This window comes from Pseudomonas sp. PvP089 (genome assembly GCF_017875165.1).
GTDB lineage: Bacteria > Pseudomonadota > Gammaproteobacteria > Pseudomonadales > Pseudomonadaceae > Aquipseudomonas > Aquipseudomonas fortuita.
The window spans coordinates 4,217,919-4,241,305 of the sequence record NZ_JAGGME010000001.1; the positions used below are offsets into that span (position 1 = coordinate 4,217,919).

The 23,387-nt window shown below is 62.5% G+C and carries 21 protein-coding genes; 13 read left to right on the plus strand and 8 right to left on the minus strand.

Features of this window, described 5'->3' with window-relative positions; genetic code table 11:
- Positions 1 to 70: 70 nt before the first annotated feature.
- The 4 genes from J3A71_RS19245 to J3A71_RS19260 all read left to right on the plus strand — a co-directional run bounded on the left by J3A71_RS19245 (position 71) and on the right by J3A71_RS19260 (position 2,876).
- On the plus strand, positions 71 to 766 hold the full coding sequence (locus tag J3A71_RS19245) for a sel1 repeat family protein (protein WP_016485959.1): 696 nt from the start codon (positions 71 to 73) through the stop codon (positions 764 to 766).
- A 264-nt stretch (positions 767 to 1,030) separates the two neighbouring features.
- Positions 1,031 to 1,723: an AzlC family ABC transporter permease gene (locus J3A71_RS19250; RefSeq protein WP_024717703.1), complete on the plus strand. Its 693-nt coding sequence runs from the start codon at positions 1,031 to 1,033 to the stop codon at positions 1,721 to 1,723.
- Positions 1,720 to 2,034 carry an AzlD domain-containing protein gene (locus tag J3A71_RS19255; RefSeq protein ID WP_010953340.1) on the plus strand — a complete coding sequence of 105 codons (315 nt, stop codon included), beginning with the start codon at positions 1,720 to 1,722 and terminating at the stop codon, positions 2,032 to 2,034. The genes J3A71_RS19250 and J3A71_RS19255 overlap by 4 nt, the downstream gene beginning before the upstream one ends.
- Positions 2,031 to 2,876, plus strand: a complete 846-nt coding sequence (locus J3A71_RS19260; RefSeq protein WP_102667690.1) for an AraC family transcriptional regulator — start codon at positions 2,031 to 2,033, stop codon at positions 2,874 to 2,876. The genes J3A71_RS19255 and J3A71_RS19260 overlap by 4 nt, the downstream gene beginning before the upstream one ends.
- A 47-nt stretch (positions 2,877 to 2,923) precedes the next feature.
- On the opposite strand, the gene J3A71_RS19265 is transcribed toward J3A71_RS19260, so the two are convergent.
- A complete protein-coding gene (locus J3A71_RS19265) occupies positions 2,924 to 4,141 on the minus strand; it encodes an MFS transporter (RefSeq protein ID WP_096426949.1) in 1,218 nt (405 codons plus the stop codon).
- 402 nt (positions 4,142 to 4,543) lie between these two features.
- On the opposite strand from J3A71_RS19265, the gene J3A71_RS19270 reads away from it, so the two are divergent.
- Complete coding sequence (locus J3A71_RS19270) at positions 4,544 to 4,771, plus strand: hypothetical protein (protein ID WP_024717704.1); 228 nt, start codon at positions 4,544 to 4,546, stop codon at positions 4,769 to 4,771.
- Positions 4,772 to 4,894: 123 nt separating this feature from the next.
- On the opposite strand, the gene J3A71_RS19275 is transcribed toward J3A71_RS19270, so the two are convergent.
- From J3A71_RS19275 to J3A71_RS19295, 5 genes are all read right to left on the minus strand, one after another.
- Positions 4,895 to 5,377 (minus strand): copper chaperone PCu(A)C, encoded by a 483-nt coding sequence (locus tag J3A71_RS19275; RefSeq protein WP_060518818.1) that lies wholly within the window; start codon positions 5,375 to 5,377, stop codon positions 4,895 to 4,897.
- Positions 5,378 to 5,986 (minus strand): SCO family protein, encoded by a 609-nt coding sequence (locus J3A71_RS19280; RefSeq protein WP_016485954.1) that lies wholly within the window; start codon positions 5,984 to 5,986, stop codon positions 5,378 to 5,380.
- A gap of 221 nt (positions 5,987 to 6,207) precedes the next feature.
- Positions 6,208 to 6,792, minus strand: coding sequence for a Fe-S biogenesis protein NfuA (gene nfuA, locus J3A71_RS19285; RefSeq protein ID WP_012271640.1), 585 nt, complete (start codon positions 6,790 to 6,792; stop codon positions 6,208 to 6,210).
- Between the two features lie 58 nt (positions 6,793 to 6,850).
- Positions 6,851 to 7,885, minus strand: coding sequence for an acyltransferase (locus J3A71_RS19290; RefSeq protein ID WP_016485953.1), 1,035 nt, complete (start codon positions 7,883 to 7,885; stop codon positions 6,851 to 6,853).
- A 207-nt stretch (positions 7,886 to 8,092) separates the two neighbouring features.
- Complete coding sequence (locus J3A71_RS19295; protein WP_016485952.1) at positions 8,093 to 10,393, minus strand: fatty acid cis/trans isomerase; 2,301 nt, start codon at positions 10,391 to 10,393, stop codon at positions 8,093 to 8,095.
- A 176-nt stretch (positions 10,394 to 10,569) separates the two neighbouring features.
- On the opposite strand from J3A71_RS19295, the gene metH reads away from it, so the two are divergent.
- Together metH and J3A71_RS19305 are read left to right on the plus strand one after the other, a co-directional pair.
- Positions 10,570 to 14,277 (plus strand): methionine synthase, encoded by a 3,708-nt coding sequence (metH, locus tag J3A71_RS19300; protein WP_016485951.1) that lies wholly within the window; start codon positions 10,570 to 10,572, stop codon positions 14,275 to 14,277.
- Between the two features lie 167 nt (positions 14,278 to 14,444).
- Positions 14,445 to 14,660, plus strand: coding sequence for a DUF2970 domain-containing protein (locus J3A71_RS19305; RefSeq protein ID WP_016485950.1), 216 nt, complete (start codon positions 14,445 to 14,447; stop codon positions 14,658 to 14,660).
- Between the two features lie 377 nt (positions 14,661 to 15,037).
- Here the strand turns inward: J3A71_RS19305 and J3A71_RS19310 are convergent, their stop codons facing one another.
- The gene (locus J3A71_RS19310; RefSeq protein ID WP_209953103.1) at positions 15,038 to 16,114 is read right to left on the minus strand and encodes an ABC transporter substrate-binding protein; all 1,077 of its coding nucleotides are present in this window, start codon (positions 16,112 to 16,114) and stop codon (positions 15,038 to 15,040) included.
- Between the two features lie 213 nt (positions 16,115 to 16,327).
- On the opposite strand from J3A71_RS19310, the gene J3A71_RS19315 reads away from it, so the two are divergent.
- The 6 genes from J3A71_RS19315 to J3A71_RS19340 all read left to right on the plus strand — a co-directional run bounded on the left by J3A71_RS19315 (position 16,328) and on the right by J3A71_RS19340 (position 22,378).
- Positions 16,328 to 17,980: a nitrite/sulfite reductase gene (locus J3A71_RS19315; RefSeq protein ID WP_016485948.1), complete on the plus strand. Its 1,653-nt coding sequence runs from the start codon at positions 16,328 to 16,330 to the stop codon at positions 17,978 to 17,980.
- Positions 17,964 to 18,458 carry a DUF934 domain-containing protein gene (locus tag J3A71_RS19320; RefSeq protein WP_016485947.1) on the plus strand — a complete coding sequence of 165 codons (495 nt, stop codon included), beginning with the start codon at positions 17,964 to 17,966 and terminating at the stop codon, positions 18,456 to 18,458. The genes J3A71_RS19315 and J3A71_RS19320 overlap by 17 nt, the downstream gene beginning before the upstream one ends.
- Before the next feature lie 249 nt (positions 18,459 to 18,707).
- A complete protein-coding gene (dkgB, locus tag J3A71_RS19325) occupies positions 18,708 to 19,511 on the plus strand; it encodes a 2,5-didehydrogluconate reductase DkgB (protein WP_023047804.1) in 804 nt (267 codons plus the stop codon).
- Between the two features lie 215 nt (positions 19,512 to 19,726).
- Positions 19,727 to 20,191 (plus strand): DUF1348 family protein, encoded by a 465-nt coding sequence (locus tag J3A71_RS19330; RefSeq protein WP_023047803.1) that lies wholly within the window; start codon positions 19,727 to 19,729, stop codon positions 20,189 to 20,191.
- Positions 20,192 to 20,338: 147 nt separating this feature from the next.
- Positions 20,339 to 21,568, plus strand: a complete 1,230-nt coding sequence (locus J3A71_RS19335) for an MFS transporter (RefSeq protein WP_096425876.1) — start codon at positions 20,339 to 20,341, stop codon at positions 21,566 to 21,568.
- Positions 21,569 to 21,604: 36 nt separating this feature from the next.
- Positions 21,605 to 22,378, plus strand: a complete 774-nt coding sequence (locus J3A71_RS19340; protein ID WP_016485943.1) for a helix-turn-helix transcriptional regulator — start codon at positions 21,605 to 21,607, stop codon at positions 22,376 to 22,378.
- Positions 22,379 to 22,423: 45 nt separating this feature from the next.
- Here J3A71_RS19340 and J3A71_RS19345 read toward each other — a convergent pair whose 3' ends face one another.
- Complete coding sequence (locus tag J3A71_RS19345) at positions 22,424 to 23,386, minus strand: aliphatic sulfonate ABC transporter substrate-binding protein (RefSeq protein ID WP_096425875.1); 963 nt, start codon at positions 23,384 to 23,386, stop codon at positions 22,424 to 22,426.
- Position 23,387 lies beyond the last annotated feature (1 nt).

A 23,387-nucleotide genomic window follows, 5' to 3' on the forward strand; every position in this document is an offset into this window, starting at 1 on the left:
GAGGCGTACGCTTGACCGCTATTAACATCGAAGCCGCCCCTCCTTGCCTGGCCGTCCACGGGGCTTGCCTGTGAGCCGCACGCGACGCCTGACCCCGCTGTTGGTCGCCCTGATGCCGCTGGCTGCGCACGCGCTGGAGGTGAGCATCGACCCTCACGCCGACCTGCTCTACCGCCAGGCCTTGCCGCTGCTGGAGCAGGCCGATCGTCAGGGCGACGATACCAGCACCCTGCGTACCGCCCTGGGCAGCGACCCCGAGCTCAGCCGCCAGGGCCAAGCCATGGCCCACACGCTGCCGACAGCGGTTGCCCTGTTGAAAAAGTCGGTAGAGCTGGGCCACCCGGTTGCGCAGTACCGCCTGGCGCTGTACTACATGACTTATCTGCCCGCCACGCAAATACCGGATGCCGCCTGCCCGTTGCTCGAAGCCAGTCTCAAGCAGGGTTTTGCTGCACCCGCGCCAGCGATCGCTACCTGGTGCCGGCCCTACAACACCAGCAGCGAGTACCGTGCAGCGCTGGAAGCCATCCCCAGCATGGCCACCGTGTACGCCCCTTACTACCCGCAGCCGGCCACCCGCCTGACCTGCAGCCGCAGCCAGCCTCAAGGTCTCGAAATGCTCTGGGGCCGGCAGCGCGACTACCAGGCCGAGGTGTACCGCCTGCTCGGCGACTTGGACCCACCGCACCGTCTGAGCCTGCTGCAGAAAGCCGTGGACATCAACGGCTGCGTGACAGCGCAACAGCACCTGACCAGCCGCCCGTGATCCTCTGCCAGACGCGGTCCCTGTTGGGCAACTGTCTCACTCAAACTTTGGATTCCGCGCGATCACTGCAGGCGCAGCCTTGTGCTGCGAAGAGGCCGGTAAGGCTAAAGATTGTTTTCGGCTGCAATGACCTCTTCGCAGCACAAGGCTGCTCCTACAGGGCTTGTGGTTGCCTTGAAATCAAACCCGATCAGCAAGATCGTTCAAGCCATCCCCCGCCCCGTCTGGCATGCTGATCTGCCTCGTACACGCGTTGCAGCCATCATGCCCCACATCGCTCGCCAAGCCTTCCTCCACGGCGCTATCGCCATCATGCCGCTGTCCCTGGCCGTCGCCCCCTGGGGCCTGCTGGCCGGTTCCATGGCCATCGAGGCCAACCTCAGTGCCTGGCAGGGGCAAGGGCTATCGGCCATCGTCTTCGCCGGTGCCGCGCAATTGGTCGCCATTGGTATGCTCAAGGGCGGCGCCAACCTGGCGTCGATCCTGCTCACCACCCTGCTGCTGACCTCACAGCACCTGCTGTATGGCCTGTCGATGCGCCCGGTGCTGTCCAGCCAGCCATTGCGCTGGCGGTTGGGCCTGGGCTTTCTGCTGACCGACGAATTCTTCGCGTTGACCAGCCAGTACGACCAGCAGCAATTCAACCGCTGGTACGCCTTGGGGGTAGGCCTGACGTTCTACGTCGCCTGGAACCTGTTCACCCTGGCCGGTATCCTGCTGGGCCAGAACATTCCCCACCTGGACCAACTCGGCCTGGACTTTTCCATCGTCGCCACCTTCGTCGCCCTGATTGCACCGCTGGTGCGCAACCTGCCGACCGTGGTGTGCGTCGCCGTGTCGCTGTTCTGCTCGGTCCTGTTCAGCCACTGGCATTGGGAAACCGCCCTGGTGGTCGCAGGCCTGCTGGGCATGAGCGCCGGGTTCATCTGCCAGAAATTTGCCGGAGCCCGAGCATGACCTGGATCCTGATTTTCGCCATGGGCGCCATTGTGTTCCTCAACCGCTACGCGTTCCTGGAGCCACGGCTCCCCTTGCGGCTGAGCTCCAACGCCCGGCAGTTCCTCGGCTTTGCCGTGCCGGGCATGCTCACTGCCATCTGCGGCCCGATCATCTTCATGCCCGACCACCAGCTCAACCTGAGCCTGCTCAACCCCTACCTGCTGGGTTCTCTGGTGGCCATCGCCCTGGTACTGTTGACCCGCAGCGTGTTGCTGAGCATGCTGGTGAGCATGTTGATCTTCTTCCTTCTACGCAGCTGGCTGGCATGAACCCGCCCCTGCGCGAACAGACACACCTCTGGCAAGCGCCGGCCCTGGGCGACGTCGAGATGCTGCACGCGCGCTACGTCCAGCAGCGGTTCGCCCCGCATGTGCATGAAGGCTATGTATTCACCGTGATCGAATCCGGCGCCCAGCGCTTCTGGCACCGGGGCAGTGAGCACCTGGCGCCGGTCGGCAGCATGGTGCTGATCAACCCCGACGAGCTGCATACCGGCGCCACCGCCCATGAGGCGGGCTGGCGTTATCGCGGCTTCTACCCCGAGCACGAGCGGGTCACCGGTGTACTGGACGAACTGGAACTGGGCCGCCACGGCATGCCCAGCTTCAAGGACAGCGTGATCCACGACCCGGCCCTGGCCATCGCCTTCAGCCAACTCCATCAGTTGTCCGAAAACGGCGCCAGCGCCCTGCAGCAACAGACCGCCTGGCGCCAGGCGGTACTGGCCCTGGTGCAGCGGCACGGGCAATGCGCCGAACCCTCGGCCCCCGGCCACGAACCCCTGGCCGTGGCCCGCGCCCGCGAACTGCTGGAAAGCCAATTGGCCGACCCGCCCTCGCTCGAAGCGCTGGCGGCAGCCGTCAACCTGTCGCCCTTCCACTTCGCCCGGGTGTTTCGCCAGGCCACCGGCCAGCCGCCGCACGCCTGGCTGAAGCAGCGGCGCCTGGTCCGCGCCCGGGAAATGCTGAAGAGCGGCCTGGCCGCTTCGGAGGTGGCGTTCGACCTTGGCTTTGCCGACCAGAGCCATTTGAGCCGGCAGTTCAAGCAGGCCTACGGGGTGACACCAGGGGCGTATCGGCAGGCATGCGCTCACTCGGCATTACCCGCCTGACGCCCTGCAACTCAAGCTTGCCCCATGCGCCAACATCGCGCGTCGGGCTATTCACGATGGTCGCCATCAAGGGAATGTGCTTTCAGGTTCCAGCGCACTGGCGCGATGAACAGCATGAGCGTCATCCAGATCAAGGTGGCCGGCCCCGCAAGCACAAAGACCAGGCTGGCAACCAGCCCTGAAGCGGCGTCACCAATGACAGCTGTGAAGTAATAGAGGGAAAAATTTCTGCCAACTTCCTGCTCGTTCGACAAGCACTGGATGTTGGTCACGATCGCGATGTCGACAAATGCCCCCATGAAGCCGACCATGAACAAGAACAGCAGAAACAGCCAGCTGTTGAATTGCAGTGCCACGGCTGCAGCAAAAAACAGTGCGCCGTACAGCACCCAGTAACGCACCACCAGTCGTGCGGTTGTGCGCGGGTTGAAGCGTGTGTAGAGCATGCCACCCAATACGGTGCCTGCAGCAAGCAGTGAAAATACGTAACCCACCGCCGCTTCAGAGGCGAAGTGTTCCAGCACTGACGCAGGAAGAATGAAGCGAATCACCGACGTGGCGAACATCGCACAGAGCGTGGTGCAGCCAATAACAGCAAACAAAGGCGCATTGCTGACCCTGAGCTGACTTACACTGCGCGCCGCATCCCGGACAATGGCGCGCCCATCGAATACCTGCCGGACGCCCTGCCTGGCAGGCCCAAGGGTAGCGATGGAAATGGCCGACAACACCAGGCACGCCGCAAAGAACAGGAAGGTTGCTTCGCGAGACAGCAGTAACACACATGCCGAAAACACCAGAGGCCCGATAATCGAGGCAGCATCCTCGATCACCTGAATACCGCTGTTGACCGAGGCCAGCTGTTGCTTTGCGACAAGCTCGGGAAAGTACGCGCGAAACGCAGGCACATAAAAGCATTCGAGCGCTGTCATCAGCATCGCAAGGCCGACCAGGACCGGTAACACGGGTGAGGACAAGCTGAACAAGGTAAAGAAGGCAAGTGCCAGCAGGCCTTTGGCCGCCTCTACCGCCAAAAGTATTCGTTTCTTGTCGGCGCTATCTGCCAGCCAACCGCCCAAGGGTGAACACACCATGCTCGGCAAGTAGCGGAAGAAATAGGCGATGCCAATCAAAAGCAGATCCGCCTCGGTCATGGACACGATTGCCACAGCAAACGCAGCTTCGAACGCAAACTCACCACATTTGGAAAAGCAATAGCCCACCGCCAGAGAACGTGTTCCGGAGTTACGACTCACCGCCTGCATCATGGCTGTATTCCTGAGCCAGCGGTTTAGGTCGGCTGAATTTAGAGTTCATTCAACACCGGGCTCAACGCTAAAGTTGTAACCATTGCGGCACGGCCAGCGCAGGAAAATTCAGGCTTGGAATATTCCTACACCCATTAATGAATGCCGAAAGCAGGCCTACCCCTTGCAAAACTGCATCGCAGAACTATTCAGCACACCTGATCAAGCAGTGCAGGTTGGTACCGCATGCGGAGTGGTGGCAACGGTTTAAACATTGCGTTTATCCGCCCAAAATAGTAACTCGATGTTACTTGGGCAACGGAGCGGCCATTTTTCCGCGTTTTCGGCATGTCCTCCAGAGGCAGCAGGAGCCCCGCCAACCCTCTGCTACACTGACAAGGCTGAATGGAGGATCCTGCCATGTCCGAAAGAGAGCTCACCACCCTTCTGTCGCTGATGAACCAGCGCCAAGCCTGCCTGAACAGCGCCTGCAAGGAGATTGCCGACTGGATCGACCGGCAGGGCGATGTGCCCGCCGCCGGCAAGATCCGCGCCAGCCTGAAGGCACTGGAGGCCGATGAGGCCCAGGTTCGAAAGACCCTGACCTCGCTGACGCTCGACAGGCCGCTGCCCAAGTTTCGCAGCTGATTGAACCAGGGGCCGCCGTGGGAGCGAGCTTGCCCCGCGAAGGAGACAACGCGGTGAATGGCACCGGCTTTGCCGGTGTTCGCGGGGCAAGCCCGCTCCCACAGGCTGCCCCGTTCAACGTTATCAGTGCTTCATGTGCATGTGGTCATGCCCACCGCCGGCCTCGGCGTTGAGCGGACGCACTTCGGCCTGCACGTCGAGGGTTTCCTTGGCCCCTTTGGCATCCTCGATGGTCAGGGTCAGCGGCACTTTCTGGCCTTCCTTCACCTGATTGTTCAGGCCCATCAGCATCACATGCAGGCCATTGGGGTCCAAGGTCACGGCCTTGCCGGCCGGCAACTCGACAGCCTTCACCTCACGCATGCCCATCACGTCGCCGTTCATGGTCATTTCGTGCACCTGCACGGTCTTGGCCACGGGCGAAGCCACGCTCACCAGCTTGCTGTCGCTGCTGGCGGTCAGGGTCATGAAGGCACCGGTGGACTGCTGGTGCGGCACGCTGGCACGGACCCAGGCATCGCTCACGGTAGTCTGGGCCAGGGCCGGCAGGGCCAGACCCATCAGTGCCAGGGCAGCCAGGCCGCGTTTGATCGGTTGCATCGACATTCAGCAGATCTCCATCAGGGTAACCAGGTCTTCGGCGCATTCCTTGGCATTCAGGGAATGGCCCAGGCTCAGGCGCAGGGTGCCACGCGTATCGTAGACGTAGCTGGTGGACGAGTGAGAAATCGTATAGGTGTCACCGGCCGGGACCTTCTCGTAGAACACCTTGAACTCCTTGGCCACTGCGGCGATTTCTTCCGGGGTGCCGGTGAGCGCGGTGAACGTGGGGTCAAAGGCCTTGACATAGGCATCGAGCACCTCGGGGGTGTCGCGCTCCGGGTCCAGGGTGATGAACACTACCTGGAACAGGTCGCGGTCGCGGCCTCTGAGCAGCTTGCGGATTTGTGCCGCGCGCGCCAGGGTGGTCGGGCAAACCGCCGGGCATTGGGTGAACCCGAAGAAGATCATCGGCATGCTGCCGTAGAAGCTCGACAGGGTGCGTACGTTACCTTGCGGGTCTTTGAGGCTGAACTTGCGCCCCAGGATTTCGTTGCTCATGTTCTTGCCGTACTTGAACTCGAGCCCCCGGGCCGGGCTGCAGCCTGCCAGCAGGCCAAGCCCGAGAACGCCCATCCCGGCGACAACGGCGCGCCGGGTGTATAGATCATTCATGAAACCATCCTTTACAGGGAAGGTGCCGACCCTAGGGACGGGCCGGCTGAAAAACCGGGGCATTCTGGCATGACACCCCAAGGGGTTCTACCCGACGAAGGCGGGGATGGCCTGCAGCCCTTTGAAACCGGGCTGCGGCCTGTTGTCGCAGGGGTTGAAACCGTAACAGTTTGTTGCTAAGAGAGCCGCATTTACGCGAACCCTACAGGAGCGCGTCGACGTCAGTAGTAGGCGTTCTCTTTCTGGGTGTGGTCAGTCACGTCACGCACGCCCTTGAGCTCCGGAATACGCTCGAGCAGGGTGCGCTCGATGCCTTCCTTCAGGGTGACATCTGCCTGGCCACAACCCTGGCAGCCGCCACCGAACTGCAGCACGGCAATGCCATCGTCGACCACATCCACCAAACTGACCTGACCACCGTGGCTGGCCAGCCCGGGGTTGATCTCGGTCTGCAGGTAATAGTTGATACGCTCGTTGATCGGGCTGTCTTCGTTGACCATCGGCACCTTGGCGTTAGGCGCCTTGATGGTCAGCTGGCCACCCATGCGGTCGGTGGCGTAGTCGACCAGTGCGTCTTCCAGGAACGGCACGCTGACTGCGTCCAGGTAAGCGGTGAAGCTCTTCAGACCCACGGCGGTGTCGTCAGGCTTCTCTTCGCCCGGCTTGCAGTAGGCAATGCACGTCTCTGCGTACTGGGTGCCAGGCTGGGTGATAAAAATGCGAATGCCGATGCCAGGCGTATTCTGCTTGGAAAGCAGATCGGCCAGGTAATCATGGGCGGCGTCGGTAATGGTTATAGCGCTCATGTAGGTTCCTCACAGACTTGCGGCCAAGTGTACGCCAACCCGGCCCTTGAACAAAGTCCTAGTAATTGACTCGGGAAAGCGCATATTCACGGGATGGCCCCCGTGGCGCCGCCAGCCAGGCCTGCATGCGCCGGTACAGGCCGCGCTCCAGCCACCGGTAGCTGAACCACGACATTAGTCCAATGGACGGCACGCACAGGGCAAATACCAGATACGGGTTCAGATGCAGGCGCTGGCTGGCGAACCAGCCGGCATACAGCACCAGGACATGAATCAGGTACACCGAGTACGAACAATCGCCAAGGGCCTTGAGCAGCCGATTGCCTTGGAACAGTGGCTCCAGGGCCACAAAGGCCAGCACGATCATCGCACTTGGCACCCCCCAATGCAGCAAGCGCTGGGAAGCGTCCAGGTGGTAGATCGCCAGGCTGGCCACGCCCAGCAAAGCCAGCGGCAACCACCTGCCCTGGCGGATCATCCCGCGACGGTACAGCACGCCCACACCGATGCCGAGCAGGAACTCGTAGATGATGTCGTTGTTGTAGAAGCGGCTGACCACACCCATGCGCCCCAGTACCTCGCTGACCAGTAGCAGAGCAACGGTAACCAACAGCAAGTGATGCCGTTGGCGTACCAGGAAGGCCAGGCCGAAAAGCAGGTAGAAAAACATCTCGAAGTTCAGCGTCCAGCCCACGTTCAGGGTCGGGTACAGGCCATAGCCTCCGGGGTTCTCCGCCGGGATGAACAACATTGACAAGAGCAGGTGATGCCAGGCGAATTCCTGATGCGGCATCCATTGGCTGAAGGCCAGCAGCAACGCGGCCATCAATGCGGTGTAGAACCAGTAGGCAGGAACAATACGCAGCACCCGATTGAGCAGGAACTGGCGCGGTTCGATGGTTTTGTCGCGGGTCGACAGGTAGATGACCAGCCCGCTGATGACGAAGAAGATGTCGACCCCCACGGCGCCACGGTCGGTGAGCAGTTGGCCGATGGGGCCGGTGGCGTGGAAGTCGAAGAAGATCTGCATGAAATGGTGGCAGACCACCACCCAGGCGGCGAACGCCCGCAGTGCCTGAAGCGAATACAGCATGAAATACCCTGCGCTTGCCGGTGTATTGAGGCCTTCGGGAGCGCTTTGCGCTCCATCGCCGGCACGCCAGCTCCCACAAAAACCGCGCACGCCTGAGCACTACGCAGGCCTGTGGGAGCTGGCTTGCCGGCGATTGGGCTGCATAGCAGCCCCCGGACCACCCACCATTTCCGACCGCAGGGTACTCGGAAAGGTCAGCCTACCCGATCAGAGGTTCTCATAGCGGTTCATGTCCAGCACACCCGCCTCGACCGGCGTGGTCTCCTTGATGAAGCTGTTCAGGTCATGGAAGTAGCGCCAGAACTCAGGGTGACTGCGGCGCACTCCCCAGCGCATGACGATGCGCTCGAACCTGGCTGCATCGTCTTTCGCATATTCCAGGTCCTCGACAAACTCCGCCACATCCTTGGTCGGCACGTTGAAGATGAAGTTGGGATAGCTGCTGAGCACGCCCGGGTACAGGGTCAGGGTATCCAACCCGGGCTGGTAGCGGTACGCCTCACCCAGCAGGAACGCCACGTTGCTGTGCGCGCGGTTGCGCAGCAGGCTGTACACCTGGCGCTGGCCGCCCTGCCCTTCGATGCGCAGCATGGTCGCTTCGGGCAACTGGTTGATCACCTTCAGCCCCGCAGCCGGGCGCGACACAAGGCGGCTGAGCGACTGCTCGGCATTGCGGAACTCTTCGCTCACCTGCGGCCGTGAGCAGAAGGCGCCCTGGCAGCGGTTTATCGGGTCGGGCGCAGCATTCAGGCTGCCGGTGCGCTGCAGCAGTTTCAGGCCAAAATCGCGCTTGGGGTTACGCGCGTCCAGCGAGATGCCACTGGGCGTGTCGGTATCGATGTCTTCATAATCCATCCACATCTTCACCTTGCCGCTGTTCTGGTACCAGTCGCCGAGGATGTCCTTGCGCTTTTCGGCCGGCATCAGGCGCAAGAAGTTGACTTCGGCGCCATTGCGGATCAAGTCAAAATAAAGGCGCGTCTGCAACTGGTGCGAAACATTGCCGTACACATCGAAGTTGACCGCCAGCTGGTAGTAGGTGCGCTCGAACAGCGGGTAGTCGAACAACCACATGGTCAGCGGCACATCACCGATCAGGCCCTTGGTCACCGAGGCACTGTCGAAGTGGCGGAAGATGCTCAGCAGCGCGTTGTCGTTACCGGCCCACAGCGTCGACCACCCTGGCGCCGGCATGTCGGCATAGGCGTCGCGACGCAGCTTTTCGTACTCGTTGCGCTTGTCGCGGTAGGCGTGCCACAGGCTCAGCACGCTGCCCACATCATCGATCTGCCCAGGCATGGCCAGCAGCGGGGTGGCCTCGCCACGGTACTTGGCATCCGTGATGTAGCGGTCGAAGGCGGGCTCCTGGAACAGTGCCCAGAAGTTGTCGCGGATCACGTCGGTAGCAATCTGCCCGCGGCACACCGGGCCACGGATGAACGTACGCACGAAGTACTCGGCGTTATCCAGCATGAACTGGTAGCGCGCCACTGCCGGGATTGCCTCGAACGTTTCAAACGGGTTGGCGCGGTGACGCGGGCCGTAGCCTGGCAGCGCGGTAGCATGCCAGTCACCGGCGTAGAACAGCTGCTTCACCCGCTTGAGCTTCTGCGGCCCCATCGGGTAGGTGATGTGCGTCTTGTGCACGATCACGCCCTGCACCGGGATCAGGCGGTAATAGAAGTCGGTGCCGGGTGGGTCGTTGGGGCGACGCGTGGCAATGATGTCGGCCGGCTGGCCGCTGGGGGTACGTGAGCGTACCCACTGGAAGAAGTGGCCCTGCTCGCCGCCCACAAAGTAGATGTGCGCCAGGAACAGGTGCTCGTAAAGCCAGCGGCCGACCAGGGCCTCGGTGGAACCCGGGCGGTTGAGCAGTTCTTCCCACTCGGCGATCTGCCTGGCTTCGGTTTCGCTTGGCTTGATCGGTTGATACTCAACAGGCGCCCCGGCCGCCAGCCAGCGGCGCATGGTGTCGTATTCCTTGTCGGTCAGCCCGGTAACGGCCAAGGGCATGCCCTCCTTGGGATGGGCACCGGCATAGGCGTCGAACTCATGGGGCAACGGGCACATGTTGTTGCGGCTCAGGCCCAGCACAATGTCCTCGGGCAGTTTGGCATTGGGCGTGAGTGGGGTCTTGTGCCCCAGCTCCAGCATGCGCGCCATCAGCGCGGCCTGGCTGCCCTGGTTGTCGAGCACCGAGTAAAAGCCTTTCTTGCGCCATTGCTCCTCGCTATGGGCGTCGTAGAACAGCCGCGTGGTAGGCACCGCCTTGCTGCGGTCGCCCTCGTAAACCGGGACCTTGCTGGCACCGCGTACCGCGCCTTCCGGGCTTTCCAGCTTCAGCTGGCAGGCGGCGTCGTTGCAGGCGTGGCAGGCCACGCATTTCTCGGTGAAGATCGGCTGAATGTCCCGGGTATAGGAAATGGCCGGGCTCGACTGGGGGGCTTGCCCGAACACCACGCTGCTGATGAGCAGAGCGAAGGCGCCGGCAAGAATACGATGCACCATGTGCGAAAAGTCCTGGGTCCTGAAAGCTGTCACTGTTGTTGCCTGGTCGTCTTTGGGTGCTGTTAATCGCGCCAGCAACATGAGCAGTTTTCATGCAAATGGGCGGTGCGCCTAAAAACCGCGCAACTTTGATATGATTCTGCACCTTCTGATATTTGCCCGACCAGGTAGTTCCTATGTCCGACCGCAGCGCTCGTCTCCAAGCACTCCAGAACGCCCTCAAAGAGCGCATCCTGATCCTCGACGGCGGCATGGGTACTATGATCCAAAGCTACCGTCTCGAGGAACACGACTATCGTGGCACGCGCTTCGCCGATTGGCCAAGCGATGTAAAGGGTAACAACGACCTGTTGCTGCTCAGCCGCCCGGACGTGATCGCCGCCATCGAGAAAGCCTACCTCGATGCCGGTGCGGATATTCTAGAAACCAACACCTTCAATGCCACGCAGATTTCCCAGGCCGACTACGGCATGGAGTCGCTGGTCTATGAGCTGAACGTGCAAGGCGCGCGCATTGCCCGCCAGGTAGCCGATGCCAAGACCCTGGAAACGCCCGACAAGCCGCGCTTCGTCGCAGGTGTACTGGGCCCTACCAGCCGCACCTGCTCGATTTCCCCGGACGTCAACGACCCCGGCTACCGCAACGTCACGTTCGATGAGCTGGTAGAGAACTACATCGAGGCCACCCGTGGCCTGATCGAGGGCGGCGCGGACCTGATCCTGATCGAAACCATTTTCGACACCCTCAACGCCAAGGCGGCCATTTTTGCCGTGCAGCAGGTGTTTGAAGACGACGCTATCGAACTGCCGATCATGATCTCCGGCACCATCACCGACGCCTCTGGCCGCACCCTGTCGGGCCAGACCACCGAAGCGTTCTGGAACTCGGTGCGCCACGCCAAGCCGATTTCCGTGGGCCTGAACTGCGCCCTCGGCGCCAAAGACCTGCGCCCTTACCTGGAAGAGTTGTCGACCAAAGCCGACACCCACGTTTCCGCCCACCCCAACGCCGGCCTGCCGAACGCCTTCGGCGAGTACGACGAAACCCCGGCCGAAATGGCTGCGGTGGTCGAAGAGTTCGCAGCCAGCGGCTTCCTCAACATCATCGGGGGTTGCTGCGGTACCACCCCGGGCCACATCCAGGCCATTGCCGAGGCCGTGGCCAAATACAAGCCACGCGAGATCCCGGAGATTGCCAAGGCCTGTCGCCTGTCCGGCCTGGAACCGTTCACCATTGATCGCCAGTCGCTGTTCGTCAACGTCGGCGAGCGCACCAACATCACCGGTTCGGCCAAATTCGCCCGGCTGATCCGTGAAGAAAACTACACCGAAGCCCTGGAAGTCGCCCTGCAGCAGGTCGAGGCCGGCGCCCAGGTGATCGACATCAACATGGACGAAGGGATGCTCGATTCCCAGGCGGCCATGGTCCGTTTCCTCAACATGATCGCTGGCGAGCCGGACATTTCCCGCGTGCCGATCATGATCGACTCCTCCAAGTGGGAAGTGATCGAAGCCGGCCTGAAGTGCATTCAGGGCAAAGGCATCGTCAACTCCATTTCCATGAAAGAAGGCGTCGAGCAGTTCAAGCACCATGCCCGCCTGTGCAAGCGCTACGGTGCCGCCGTGGTGGTCATGGCCTTCGACGAAGTCGGCCAGGCCGACACCGCCGCGCGCAAGAAGGAAATCTGCAAGCGCAGCTACGACATTCTGGTCAACGAAGTGGGCTTCCCGCCCGAAGACATCATCTTCGACCCGAACATCTTCGCCGTTGCCACGGGTATCGAAGAGCACAACAACTACGCCGTCGACTTCATCGAGGCCTGTGCCTATATCCGTGACCACCTGCCCCATGCGCTGAGCTCGGGCGGTGTGTCCAACGTGTCGTTCTCGTTCCGTGGCAACAACCCGGTGCGCGAGGCGATCCACTCGGTGTTCCTGTTCCACGCCATCCGCAACGGCCTGACCATGGGTATCGTCAACGCCGGCCAGCTGGAGATCTACGACGAGATCCCGGCCGAGCTGCGTGAAAAGGTCGAGGACGTGGTGCTCAACCGCACGCCGGAAGGTACCGATGCCCTGCTGGCCATTGCCGACGACTACAAAGGCGGCGGCGCCACCAAGGAAGTCGAAAACGAAGCCTGGCGTTCGCTGCCGGTCGGCAAGCGCCTGGAGCACGCACTGGTCAAAGGCATCACCGCGCACATCGTCGAGGACACCGAGGAGTGCCGCCAGCAATGCGCACGCCCCATCGAGGTCATCGAAGGCCCGCTGATGAGTGGCATGAACGTGGTTGGCGACCTGTTCGGTGCAGGCAAGATGTTCCTGCCCCAGGTGGTCAAGTCGGCCCGCGTGATGAAGCAGGCGGTGGCGCACCTTATCCCGTTCATCGAAGCCGAAAAAGGTGACAAGCCAGAAGCCAAGGGCAAGATCCTGATGGCCACGGTAAAAGGTGACGTGCACGACATTGGCAAGAACATCGTCGGCGTGGTGTTGGGCTGCAACGGCTATGACATCGTCGACCTCGGCGTGATGGTGCCGGCCGAGAAAATCCTGCAAACCGCCCGCGACGAAAAATGCGACATCATCGGTCTGTCCGGCCTTATTACCCCGTCGCTTGACGAGATGGTCCACGTTGCCCGCGAAATGCAGCGCCAGGGCTTCGAACTGCCCCTGATGATCGGCGGCGCCACCACGTCCAAGGCGCACACCGCAGTCAAGATCGAACCCAAGTACAGCAACGACGCCGTCATCTACGTCACCGATGCCTCGCGGGCGGTCGGCGTGGCCACCCAGTTGCTGTCCAAAGAGCTCAAGCCGGGCTTCGTCGAGAAAACCCGCCTGGAATACGTGGATGTGCGCGAGCGCACCGCCAACCGCAGCGCCCGTACCGAGCGCCTGAGCTACGCCCAGGCCATCGCCGCCAAGCCGAAGTACGACTGGGCCGGTTACCAGCCAGCAGTGCCCTCCTTCACCGGCGTCAAGGTACTGGAAGACATCGACCTGCGCACCCTGGCCGAATACATCGACTGGACCCCGTTCTTCATTTCCTGGGACCTGGCTGGCAAGTTCCCGCGCATTCTCACCGACGAGGTGGTCGGTGAGGCTGCCACCGCGCTGTACAAGGATGCCCGCGAGATGCTCGACAAGCTGATCGACGAGCAGCTGATCAGCGCCCGCGCGGTGTTCGGCTTCTGGCCGGCCAACCAGGTGGCCGATGACGACATCGAGGTGTACGGCGAGGACGGCCAGGCGCTGGCCACGCTGCACCACCTGCGCCAGCAGACCATCAAGCCCGACGGCAAACCCAACTGGTCGCTGGCTGACTTTGTCGCGCCAAAAACCAGCGGCGTCACCGACTATGTGGGGGGGTTCATCACCACTGCCGGCATTGGTGCAGAGGAAGTGGCCAAGGCTTACCAGGACAAAGGCGACGACTACAGCTCGATCATGGTCAAGGCCCTGGCCGACCGCCTGGCCGAAGCCTGCGCCGAGTGGCTGCACGAGCAGGTGCGTAAAGAGCACTGGGGCTATGCCCGCGACGAACACCTGGACAACGAAGCGCTGATCAAGGAGCAGTACCGCGGCATCCGCCCGGCCCCGGGCTACCCGGCCTGCCCCGACCACACCGAAAAAGAAACCCTGTTCCGCCTGCTCGACGGCACGGCCATCGGCGAAACCGGGCCGAGCGGTGTGTTCCTTACCGAGCACTTTGCCATGTTCCCGGCGGCGGCGGTGAGTGGCTGGTACTTTGCCCACCCGCAGGCGCAGTACTTTGCCGTTGGCAAGGTCGACAAGGACCAGATCGAGCGCTACAGCGCGCGCAAAGGGCAGGATGTGAGCGTAAGCGAGCGCTGGCTGGCACCGAACCTCGGGTACGACAGCTAAGACTGTGCCGGCTTCCTCGCGGGCAAGCCCCCCACAGGTAAATCACTGCCCTGGCGGTTTGTGCCGAACCTGTGGGAGCGGGCTTGCCCCGCGAAGAGGCCGGCACAAGCAACCTTAGCGCCATTGCCTACACTGTTCCTGATTGCCTCTGATCTTCAGGAGCTACCATGGATGATTCCAGCCAGGGCAAACCCCCAACCTTCTGGCAGATGCTGCACAGCATCCTCGCCGCCGCCTTCGGCGTGCAAAGCGGCAAGAACCGCACCCGCGACTTCACCCACGGCAAAGCCAGCCATTTCATTGCACTGGGGACGCTCTTCACCCTGATTTTCATCATGGTGCTGATCGGCCTGGTGCAACTGGCCCTGCACCTTACCCGCTAGCCTGCCCCGGCCTCATCGCCGGCAAGCCAGCTCCCACAGGTTTTCTGCAGCCTCAGGGCCTGCGCTGTACCTGTGGGAGCTGGCTTGCCGGCGATGAGGCCGGGACAGGCCACACAAAAACGCCCGCAGGACATACCCCCGCAGGCGCTGTTGCTACATCACGGTCTGAAAGAGAAGTCTACTGGTGGCTGACCCAATACACGGCAGTGACCACCACCAGGACGATCAGGCAGAGGATCGCCCAGGCGTCGACACTGCTGTCAGCTTTGCGGACCTTGGTTGAGTTTCCCATTGCATTGCCTCTTGTAGTGGTTATGGGAATGCACTTCACAACCAGCAGTTAAGACGAGCAATGCCCTTCCCTCAAGCAGGGTCTTTCAATACTCGACCGGTGACGTCAGGAACCGGTACTGGTAACTGGCCGGCTGCCCTTCGGCGCTGTAATTCAGAAAATCGACGCCGTAGTCGTCCCGCTCCAGCAGTTTCAGCCACCGCCTGGCCTTGGCCTGATCGATCGCCTGCAACACTGGGGCACTGTGCACACGCTGGCCGTCGCGGTTCAGCGCCACCCCGTGGGCATCATCGTGCAGCATCACCATGGCCCAGCCACCCAGGGTGAAATGCCCACCCATCAGCACGCTCAAGCGCCCATCGATGCGCGCACGCAAGGCCTCAGGCGAACTGTTGACGACGCCGAACAGCACATCACGCCCCGGTGTGTGCCCTGCTTCCTCGAACGCCTGCATGGCGCCAAAGCCCATCTCGTCGTTGGCCGACCACACCAGGCGGGTGGCCGGGTAACGCTCCAGCAATTGCTGCGCCTGTTCATAGGCACGCTGGCGGCTCCAGCCGCCGTATACCACCTGACGCAGGCGCACCTGAGGGAAGTCGGCCAGGGCGCGGCGCATGCCCTCCTCGCGCAACTGCGAGGCCGGTGTGGTCTTGAGCCCGGCAAAGGCCACCAGGTCCACCGGCCCTGCGTCGCGAGGCAGTTGCGCGACCATCAGGCGCAACATCTGGAAGCCCGCCTGCTCATCGTTGCTCATCAGGGTACCCAGGGGCTCGGCGTACTTGTCCGGCTGGGCCTGTATGCTACGGGCCTGGCTGGCGGTCAGGCCGTTGTTGACCAGCAACAGCTTGACCCCGGTACCACGCGACAGGCGCAGGATTTCCGGTGCCACGTACTGCTCATTGACCAGCACCAGGTAGTCTGGCCGCTGCGCCCCACTCAAGATCGCGCGGGCCTGGGTCAGCACCCCGTCGGCTCGGCGCTCGCTGTACTCAACGCGCAGGGACATGCCCAGTTCGTCCGCAGCGGCCTGCATGAAGCGGGTGTAGCTGGTCCAGAATGTCTCGGTGGACAGCCCCGGATTGAGGAACACCACCGAGGCCGGCTGCGCATTTGCCGCCAGTGGCAGGGCAAGACACAAGCTTTGGCACAGGGCCTTGAGCATGGGGTCACATCTCTGCGAAGCAAACGCCGGATTATAACCGCCTGGCTGCGCCCGGCGTACAAATGGCAGTCAGTCTCACATAGTCCATTTGGTTCTTTTCATATGCAAAAACATCACTTTAGCGCATAACCGCAACCTGATATCGTTCCACGGCTCCGTACCGGAGTGCGCGGCCGTGCGCGCGAATAGCTGCATGCCTGAGACAGGACTTTTATGTACGTATACGACGAGTACGATCAGCGGATCATCGAGGACCGCGTCAAGCAGTTCCGTGATCAGACCCGCCGCTACCTGGCCGGTGAGCTGAGCGAAGAAGAATTCCGCCCTCTGCGCCTGCAGAACGGCCTATACATCCAACGTTTCGCACCAATGTTGCGTGTCGCCGTGCCGTACGGCCAGCTGAGCGCCCGCCAGGTCCGCACCCTGGCGAAGATCGCTCGCGACTACGACAAAGGCTACGCGCACATCTCCACGCGCCAGAACGTGCAGTACAACTGGCCGGCACTGGAAGACATTCCGGACATTCTCGCCGAGCTGGCTACCGTGCAGATGCATGCGATCCAGACCAGCGGCAACTGCCTGCGCAACACCACCACCGACCAGTTCGCCGGTGTGGCCGCAGACGAAATCATCGACCCGCGCCCATGGTGCGAGATCGTCCGCCAGTGGACCACCTTCCACCCGGAATTCGCCTACCTGCCGCGCAAGTTCAAGATCGCCATCAACGGCTCGCAGGAAGACCGCGCCGCCATCGAAGTGCACGACATCGGCCTGGAGCCGGTGCGCAACGCTGCTGGCGAACTGGGCTTCCGCGTGCTGGTTGGCGGCGGCCTGGGCCGTACCCCGGTGGTCGGCTCGTTCATCAACGAATTCCTGCCGTGGCAAGACCTGATCAGCTACCTGGACGCCATCCTGCGCGTGTACAACCGTTACGGTCGCCGTGACAACAAGTACAAGGCGCGGATCAAGATCCTGGTCAAGGCGCTCACACCTGAAGTGTTTGCCGAGAAGGTCGAGGCCGAAATGGTCCACCTGCGCGGCGGCAGTACCACCCTGACCGAAGACGAAGTACAACGCGTATCGCGCCACTTCGTCGACCCGGAGTACCTGGCCCTCGACAATGTCGACTACGCCGCCCAGGACGCAGAAAACCCAGGCTTCGCCCGCTGGCGCTCGCGCAATACCCGCGCCCACAAGCGCCCTGGCTACGTGGCCGTGACCTTGTCGCTCAAGCCTACCGGCGTTGCCCCGGGCGACCTGACCGACAAGCAGCTGGACGCCGTCGCCGACCTGGCCGAGCGCTACAGCTTCGGTTTCCTGCGCACCTCGCACGAGCAGAACATCATCCTCGCCGATGTCGAGCAGCGTCAGTTGCATGCGCTGTGGCTGGAGCTGCGCGAAAGCGGCTTCGCCACCCCGAACATCGGCCTGCTGACCGACATCATCTGCTGCCCGGGCGGTGACTACTGCTCGCTGGCCAACGCCAAGTCGATCCCGATCGCCGAGTCCATCCAGCGCCGTTTCGACGACCTGGACTACCTGTTCGACATCGGCGAAATCGACCTCAACATCTCTGGCTGCATGAACGCCTGCGGCCACCACCACGTGGGCCACATCGGCATCCTCGGCGTGGACAAGAAGGGTGAGGAGTTCTACCAGGTGTCGCTGGGCGGCAATGCTGCGCGCGGCGCAAGCCTGGGCAAGATCCTCGGCCCGTCCTTCGCCCAGGATGCCATGGCCGATGTGATCGAGAAGCTGATCGCCGTGTACGTCGAGCAACGTACCGAGGAAGAGCGTTTCATCGACACCTACCAGCGTATCGGCATCGACCCCTTCAAGGAACGCGTCTATGCAGCGAATCATTAAGAACAACCAGATCGTCGACGAAACCTGGCACTTGCTGCCCAAGGAAACCTCGTTCGACGAGCTGACCAACTGCGACGACTACATCGTGCCGCTGCAGCTGTGGCGTGACCACGCCCATGTGCTCAAGGCCCGCGACGGCGGCCTGGGCGTGTGGCTGGACAGCGACGAAGAAGCGGAAGAAATCGGCGAAGACGTGCAGTACTTCCAGGTGATCGCGCTCAACTTCCCGGCCTTCACCGACGGGCGTAGCTATTCCAATGCGCGCCTGTTGCGTGACCGCTACAAGTTCAAGGGCGAGCTGCGTGCCATCGGCGACGTACTGCGCGACCAGCTGTTCTTCATGGCCCGCTGCGGTTTCGATGCGTTCGCCATCCGGGCCGACAAGGACCCGGAAGACGCGCTGCAAAGCCTCAAGGACTTCTCGGTGACCTACCAGGCCGCCACCGACGAGCCGCTGCCGCTGTTCCGCCGCCGCTGATCGTCCCGCTCCAGCGAACAGCCCGCCACCCGGCGGGCTTTTTCGTTCCTGGCCCCTGGCGTTGAAGGGCCTTAAGACTCGAATCAAGTTAAACCTGCCGTTGCGCTACCTCACGCTCTGAACAGATGTGCGCGGAATCATTCTTGCCTACAGTTCAAATGACTTTGACGCAGCAGCGGCTTATTCGCTGCCTTGCGAACCTGCACACTGGCCGTCACATGATTTCCCCCACTCTTCAGGAGTAACTCAATGAGCGTTCCTTCCTTCGGCCTCGGCACCTTCCGCCTCACTGGCCAAACTGTCATCGATTCGGTCAAGTCGGCCCTGGCGCTGGGCTACCGCGCCATCGACACCGCACAGATCTACAAGAACGAAGCCGAAGTCGGCCAGGCCATCGCCGAAAGTGGCGTGCCGCGCAACGAGCTGTTCATCACCACCAAGATCTGGGTCGACAACTATGCCGCCGACAAGCTGATTGCCAGCCTGCGCGAGAGCCTGGAGAAGCTGCGCACCGACTACGTCGACCTGCTGCTGATCCACTGGCCGGCGCCGGGCAACGGCGTGGAACTGCGCGAATACATGACTGCGCTGGCCGAAGCGAAGAAGCTGGGGCTGACACGCCAGATCGGTGTGTCCAACTTCAATATCGAGCTGACCCGCCAGGCCATTGATGTAGTCGGCAAAGGCGAAATTGCCACCAACCAGATCGAGCTGAGCCCGTACTTGCAGAACAGCAAGCTGGCAGCATTTCTGAATGAGCAGGGCATTACCGTGACCTCGTACATGACCCTGGCCTACGGCAAGGTTCTGAAAGACCCGCTACTGGCCGAAATAGCAGCCAAGCACAAGGCCACCGTCGCCCAGGTTGCGCTGGCCTGGGCCCTGCAGCTGGGCTACGCGGTCATCCCGTCTTCGACCAAACGCGAAAACCTGGCCAGCAACCTGCTTGCCCGTGACCTGAAGCTGGGCGCCGACGACATGGCACGCATCGCCACACTCGAACGCAATGGCCGAGAAGTCAGCCCTGACGGCCTGGCGCCGGTCTGGGACTGACACCCCCACTTTTCAGCGTTGATACAGGCATTAAGGGCCGCCTTGCGGCCCACTGCCGCACAGCCAGGCCCGACTGCGCGCGGCAAGGCCATGGCTTCGTTCACAAGCCTGTATTGTTCCACGCACCGCAATTATGAAGTGTCGCGCACATCCATTCTCTGTCCAGGCACCGGCAGCTAACCTGCTAAAAACCAAACGACCTGAGGAGTACGCCGATGTCCCGACCACCACTACCGCCCTTCACCCACGAAAGTGCCATCGAAAAGGTGCGCCTGGCCGAAGATGGCTGGAACGGCCGCGACCCGGCCAAAGTCGCCCTCGCGTATACCCCTGACACGGTCTGGCGCAACCGCGTCGAGTTCCCCCGTGGGCGTGCCGAGGTCGAGGCGTTCCTCACCCGCAAATGGGACCACGAACTGGAGTACCGCCTGATCAAGGAGCTGTGGGCCTTCACCGGCAACCGTATTGCCGTGCGCTATGCCTATGAGTACCACGACGACAGCGGACAATGGTTCCGCGCCTACGGCAACGAGAACTGGGAGTTCGCCGACGATGGGCTGATGCACAACCGCCACTCGAGCATTAACGAACACCCCATCAGCGAAGCCGAGCGCAAGTTCCACTGGCCGCTGGGGCGGCGCCCGGATGACCACCCCGGGTTGAGCGAGCTGGGTCTCTGAGCTACCAGCGGGGTTTGGAACAGCGGTGCGGGCACGGATGCCCGAAACGCGACAGTGGCTGCCTGTTCGGCGGGAGACAGGCAACCCGGGTACTGGCTAACCTGCGGCGGCAATGCCTTGTTCCCTTGCCACAGAAGAACCTTGCCCATGACAACTTCCGCCGCCTTGGCCGCCGCCCCGCCTGCCGACCAACCTCAGGGCTTTGTAGTCCGTATCGTCGGTGCTGCCGCATTCGCCCACCTGCTGAACGACCTGATCCAGGCCGTACTGCCGTCGATCTACCCGATGCTGAAAAGCGACTTCGCGTTGAGCTTTGCCCAGATCGGCTGGATCGCCCTCGTCTACCAGGTAACAGCCTCTCTGCTGCAACCCTGGGTCGGGATGTACACCGACAAGCACCCGCAACCGTACCTGTTGCCAGCCGGTATGCTGGTGACATTGGCGGGCATCGCCCTGCTCGCCTTCGCGGGCAGCTATGAAATGCTGCTGGTGGCTGCTGCGGTGGTCGGCGTAGGTTCGGCAACCTTCCACCCCGAAGCTTCGCGGGTGGCCCGCATGGCCTCAGGCGGGCGCTTCGGCACCGCCCAGTCGACCTTCCAGGTGGGTGGCAACACAGGCTCCGCCCTCGGCCCGCTGCTGACCGCTGCCATCGTCATACCACACGGCCAGCCGGCCATTGCCTGGTTCATGCTGGCGGCTGCGCTGGCCGTGCTGGTGCTGCTGCGGGTGACCGGCTGGAGCATGCGCCACGGCCAGGCCCGGCTCAAGCGTTTCGCCGGCCAGCAGGCCCCCGGGCTGTCGCGGGGCGCCATGTGGCGCGCCGTGGTGGTGGTCGCCGTGCTGATGTTCGCCAAGTTTGTTTACATCGCCTCGTTCACCAACTACTTCACCTTCTACCTGATCGAGCACTTCGGCCTGAGCGTGCAACACAGCCAGCTGTATCTGTTCGTGTTCCTCGCAGCCGTGGCATTGGGCACTTTTGCCGGTGGCCCGGTGGGAGACCGCATCGGGCGCAAGGCGGTGATCTGGGTTTCGTTTCTTGGCGTGGCACCCTTTGCCCTCGCCCTGCCCCACGCCAACCTGGCCTGGACAGCGATACTGGCGGTGGCCATCGGCCTGGTAATGTCCTCGGCTTTCGCGGCGCTGGTGGTGTATGCCCAGGAAGCGGTGCCGGGCCGGGTCGGCATGGTTTCGGGGGTAATGTTCGGGCTGATGTTCGGCATCAGCGGCATTGGTGCCGCCGGCCTGGGTGAGCTGGCCGACCGCCATGGCATCGAGTGGGTATACCAGGCGATCGCGTTCCTGCCGCTGCTGGGCCTGGCAACCGCGCTGTTGCCAGCAACCCGTTCGAAGGCCCCGCCCAGCCGCTGCTGCTAAAGTGGCGCTGCCAGGCTGCATCTATACGAGGTCACGATGGTAAAACCGCAGCGCGAATTGCTGGTGGAGGTCGATCAGTGGACCTGGGAAGTGGGTAGCCGTGCAACGGACTACCCCAGCGACTGGTTCATCGAGCCCCATACCCATGCCAAGCATCAACTGATCTATGCCATCAAAGGGCTGATGATCGTCGAGTCCGGCAACGAATGCTGGACAGTGCCACCCAGCCGCGGGGTGTGGATGCCTTGCGGCCAGGTGCATGCCATCCGCTGCGTGGGCGATGTGAAGATGCGCAGTGTGTTCGTGCGCACCGATGCGGCAGCGGGCCTGCCCCTGCAGAGCAAGGCCATCAGCATCTCGCCGCTGCTCAGCGAATTGATCAAGGCTTCGGTGGGCTTTACCGCACCCTTTGCCGAGGACTCGCGCGAAGCCCGGGTAATGCGCCTGATCCTCGACGAGATCAGCGTACTGCCGACCTTGCCGCTTAAGCTCTCGCAACCCAGCGACAAGCGCCTGCGGGTGATTTGCACGGGATTGCAAGAGCGGCCCGACGATAACGCCACCGTGGCCGACTGGGGCCAGCAACTGGGGGTGGACGAGAAGACCATCCAGCGGTTGTTCCGCAGCGAAACCGGCATGACCTTCGGCCAGTGGCGCCAACAGGCGCGGCTGATGCAGGCACTGGAGCGGATTGCCCTGGGCGAGCGGATCATCGACGTGGCGGGGGCACTGGGGTATGACAGCCCCAGTGCCTTTGCCAGCATGTTCAAGCGCCACTTCGGTACTACGCCCAGCCAGTTCTTCAAATAACCCTCAGTTTACAGATTGTCGGCACCGGCCTATTCGCGCGTATCCTCAGTCAGCAGCGTGCGGCTCGAACACCGTCACCGCACGCGCATCCACCGGTTTGGGCAGCAGCCCTTCGCGGTAGAAGGCATCGGCAATACGCTGTTGCTCACCCAGGTTGTCCAGTTGCACCGGCTGCACGTCATAGCTGCGTCGGCCATTGGCCTGCTGCACCGTCGCGCTGTCCAGGTTGCCCCACAGCGGCCCCAGTACCCGGGCAGCCGCTGCAGGGTTGGCCTTGGTCCAGGCCCCGATCTCGCGCAGCGCCTGGTACACCTGCTGCAGCACTTCAGGATGCGCCTTGGCGTAATCGCTACCGGCCAGGTAGTAGCGCTGGTAACTCGCCAGCTCGCTGCCATCGGCCAGGATGCGCGCGTTCTGCTGGCGCTGGGCGCTGGCCACATACGGGTCCCAGGTGACCCAGGCATCGACCTTGCCGTTCTCGAACGCCGCCCGGCCGTCGGCGGGAATCAGGTACGCCGGGGTAATGTCCTTGAAACCAAGACCGGCCTTGGCCAGGGCCTGGATCAACAGGTAATGGCTGCCCGCCGCCTTGGTCACCGCCACACGCTTGCCCTTGAGGTCGGCCAGGGTCTTGAGCGGCGAGTCGGCTGGCACCAGGATGGCCTGGGCCGAGGGGGATGGCGCCTCACGAGCAAAATAGGTGAGCTTGGCGCCAGCTGCCTGGGTGAATACAGGCACGGTGTCGGCCACATCCGCCGACAGGTCTATATTGCCCAGGTTCAGCGCCTCCAGCAGCGGCAGGCCACTGGGGAACTCGTGCCAGCTGACGCGGATACCTTCGGCCTGCAGGCGCTGCTCCAGGGTGCCACGGGCCTTGAGCAAGGTCAGCAGGGTTGAGGATTTCTGGTAACCGATGCGCAGGGTCTGATCGGCGCTGGCGAGCGACGGCAGCAGGCAGCCGAGCAGCAGGCCCAGGGCCAGGTGGCGCAGGCGTTTGCGGTGCAGCATG

Excerpts from the sequence above, each read along its gene's own strand:
- J3A71_RS19260 (WP_102667690.1), top strand. The coding sequence starts at position 2,031 with ATGAACCCGCCCCTGCGCGAACAGACACACCTCTGGCAAGCGCCGGCC.
- J3A71_RS19255 (WP_010953340.1), top strand. The coding sequence starts at position 1,720 with ATGACCTGGATCCTGATTTTCGCCATGGGCGCCATTGTGTTCCTCAAC.
- J3A71_RS19320 (WP_016485947.1), top strand. The coding sequence starts at position 17,964 with ATGCAGCGAATCATTAAGAACAACCAGATCGTCGACGAAACCTGGCAC.
- J3A71_RS19295 (WP_016485952.1), bottom strand. The coding sequence starts at position 10,393 with ATGGTGCATCGTATTCTTGCCGGCGCCTTCGCTCTGCTCATCAGCAGC.
- J3A71_RS19340 (WP_016485943.1), top strand. The coding sequence starts at position 21,605 with ATGGTAAAACCGCAGCGCGAATTGCTGGTGGAGGTCGATCAGTGGACC.
- nfuA (WP_012271640.1), bottom strand. The coding sequence starts at position 6,792 with ATGAGCGCTATAACCATTACCGACGCCGCCCATGATTACCTGGCCGAT.
- J3A71_RS19305 (WP_016485950.1), top strand. The coding sequence starts at position 14,445 with ATGGATGATTCCAGCCAGGGCAAACCCCCAACCTTCTGGCAGATGCTG.
- J3A71_RS19290 (WP_016485953.1), bottom strand. The coding sequence starts at position 7,885 with ATGCTGTATTCGCTTCAGGCACTGCGGGCGTTCGCCGCCTGGGTGGTG.
- J3A71_RS19265 (WP_096426949.1), bottom strand. The coding sequence starts at position 4,141 with ATGCAGGCGGTGAGTCGTAACTCCGGAACACGTTCTCTGGCGGTGGGC.
- J3A71_RS19335 (WP_096425876.1), top strand. The coding sequence starts at position 20,339 with ATGACAACTTCCGCCGCCTTGGCCGCCGCCCCGCCTGCCGACCAACCT.
- J3A71_RS19345 (WP_096425875.1), bottom strand. The coding sequence starts at position 23,386 with ATGCTGCACCGCAAACGCCTGCGCCACCTGGCCCTGGGCCTGCTGCTC.
- J3A71_RS19250 (WP_024717703.1), top strand. The coding sequence starts at position 1,031 with ATGCCCCACATCGCTCGCCAAGCCTTCCTCCACGGCGCTATCGCCATC.
- J3A71_RS19280 (WP_016485954.1), bottom strand. The coding sequence starts at position 5,986 with ATGAATGATCTATACACCCGGCGCGCCGTTGTCGCCGGGATGGGCGTT.
- J3A71_RS19275 (WP_060518818.1), bottom strand. The coding sequence starts at position 5,377 with ATGTCGATGCAACCGATCAAACGCGGCCTGGCTGCCCTGGCACTGATG.
- J3A71_RS19330 (WP_023047803.1), top strand. The coding sequence starts at position 19,727 with ATGTCCCGACCACCACTACCGCCCTTCACCCACGAAAGTGCCATCGAA.
- J3A71_RS19315 (WP_016485948.1), top strand. The coding sequence starts at position 16,328 with ATGTACGTATACGACGAGTACGATCAGCGGATCATCGAGGACCGCGTC.
- dkgB (WP_023047804.1), top strand. The coding sequence starts at position 18,708 with ATGAGCGTTCCTTCCTTCGGCCTCGGCACCTTCCGCCTCACTGGCCAA.
- J3A71_RS19310 (WP_209953103.1), bottom strand. The coding sequence starts at position 16,114 with ATGCTCAAGGCCCTGTGCCAAAGCTTGTGTCTTGCCCTGCCACTGGCG.
- J3A71_RS19270 (WP_024717704.1), top strand. The coding sequence starts at position 4,544 with ATGTCCGAAAGAGAGCTCACCACCCTTCTGTCGCTGATGAACCAGCGC.
- metH (WP_016485951.1), top strand. The coding sequence starts at position 10,570 with ATGTCCGACCGCAGCGCTCGTCTCCAAGCACTCCAGAACGCCCTCAAA.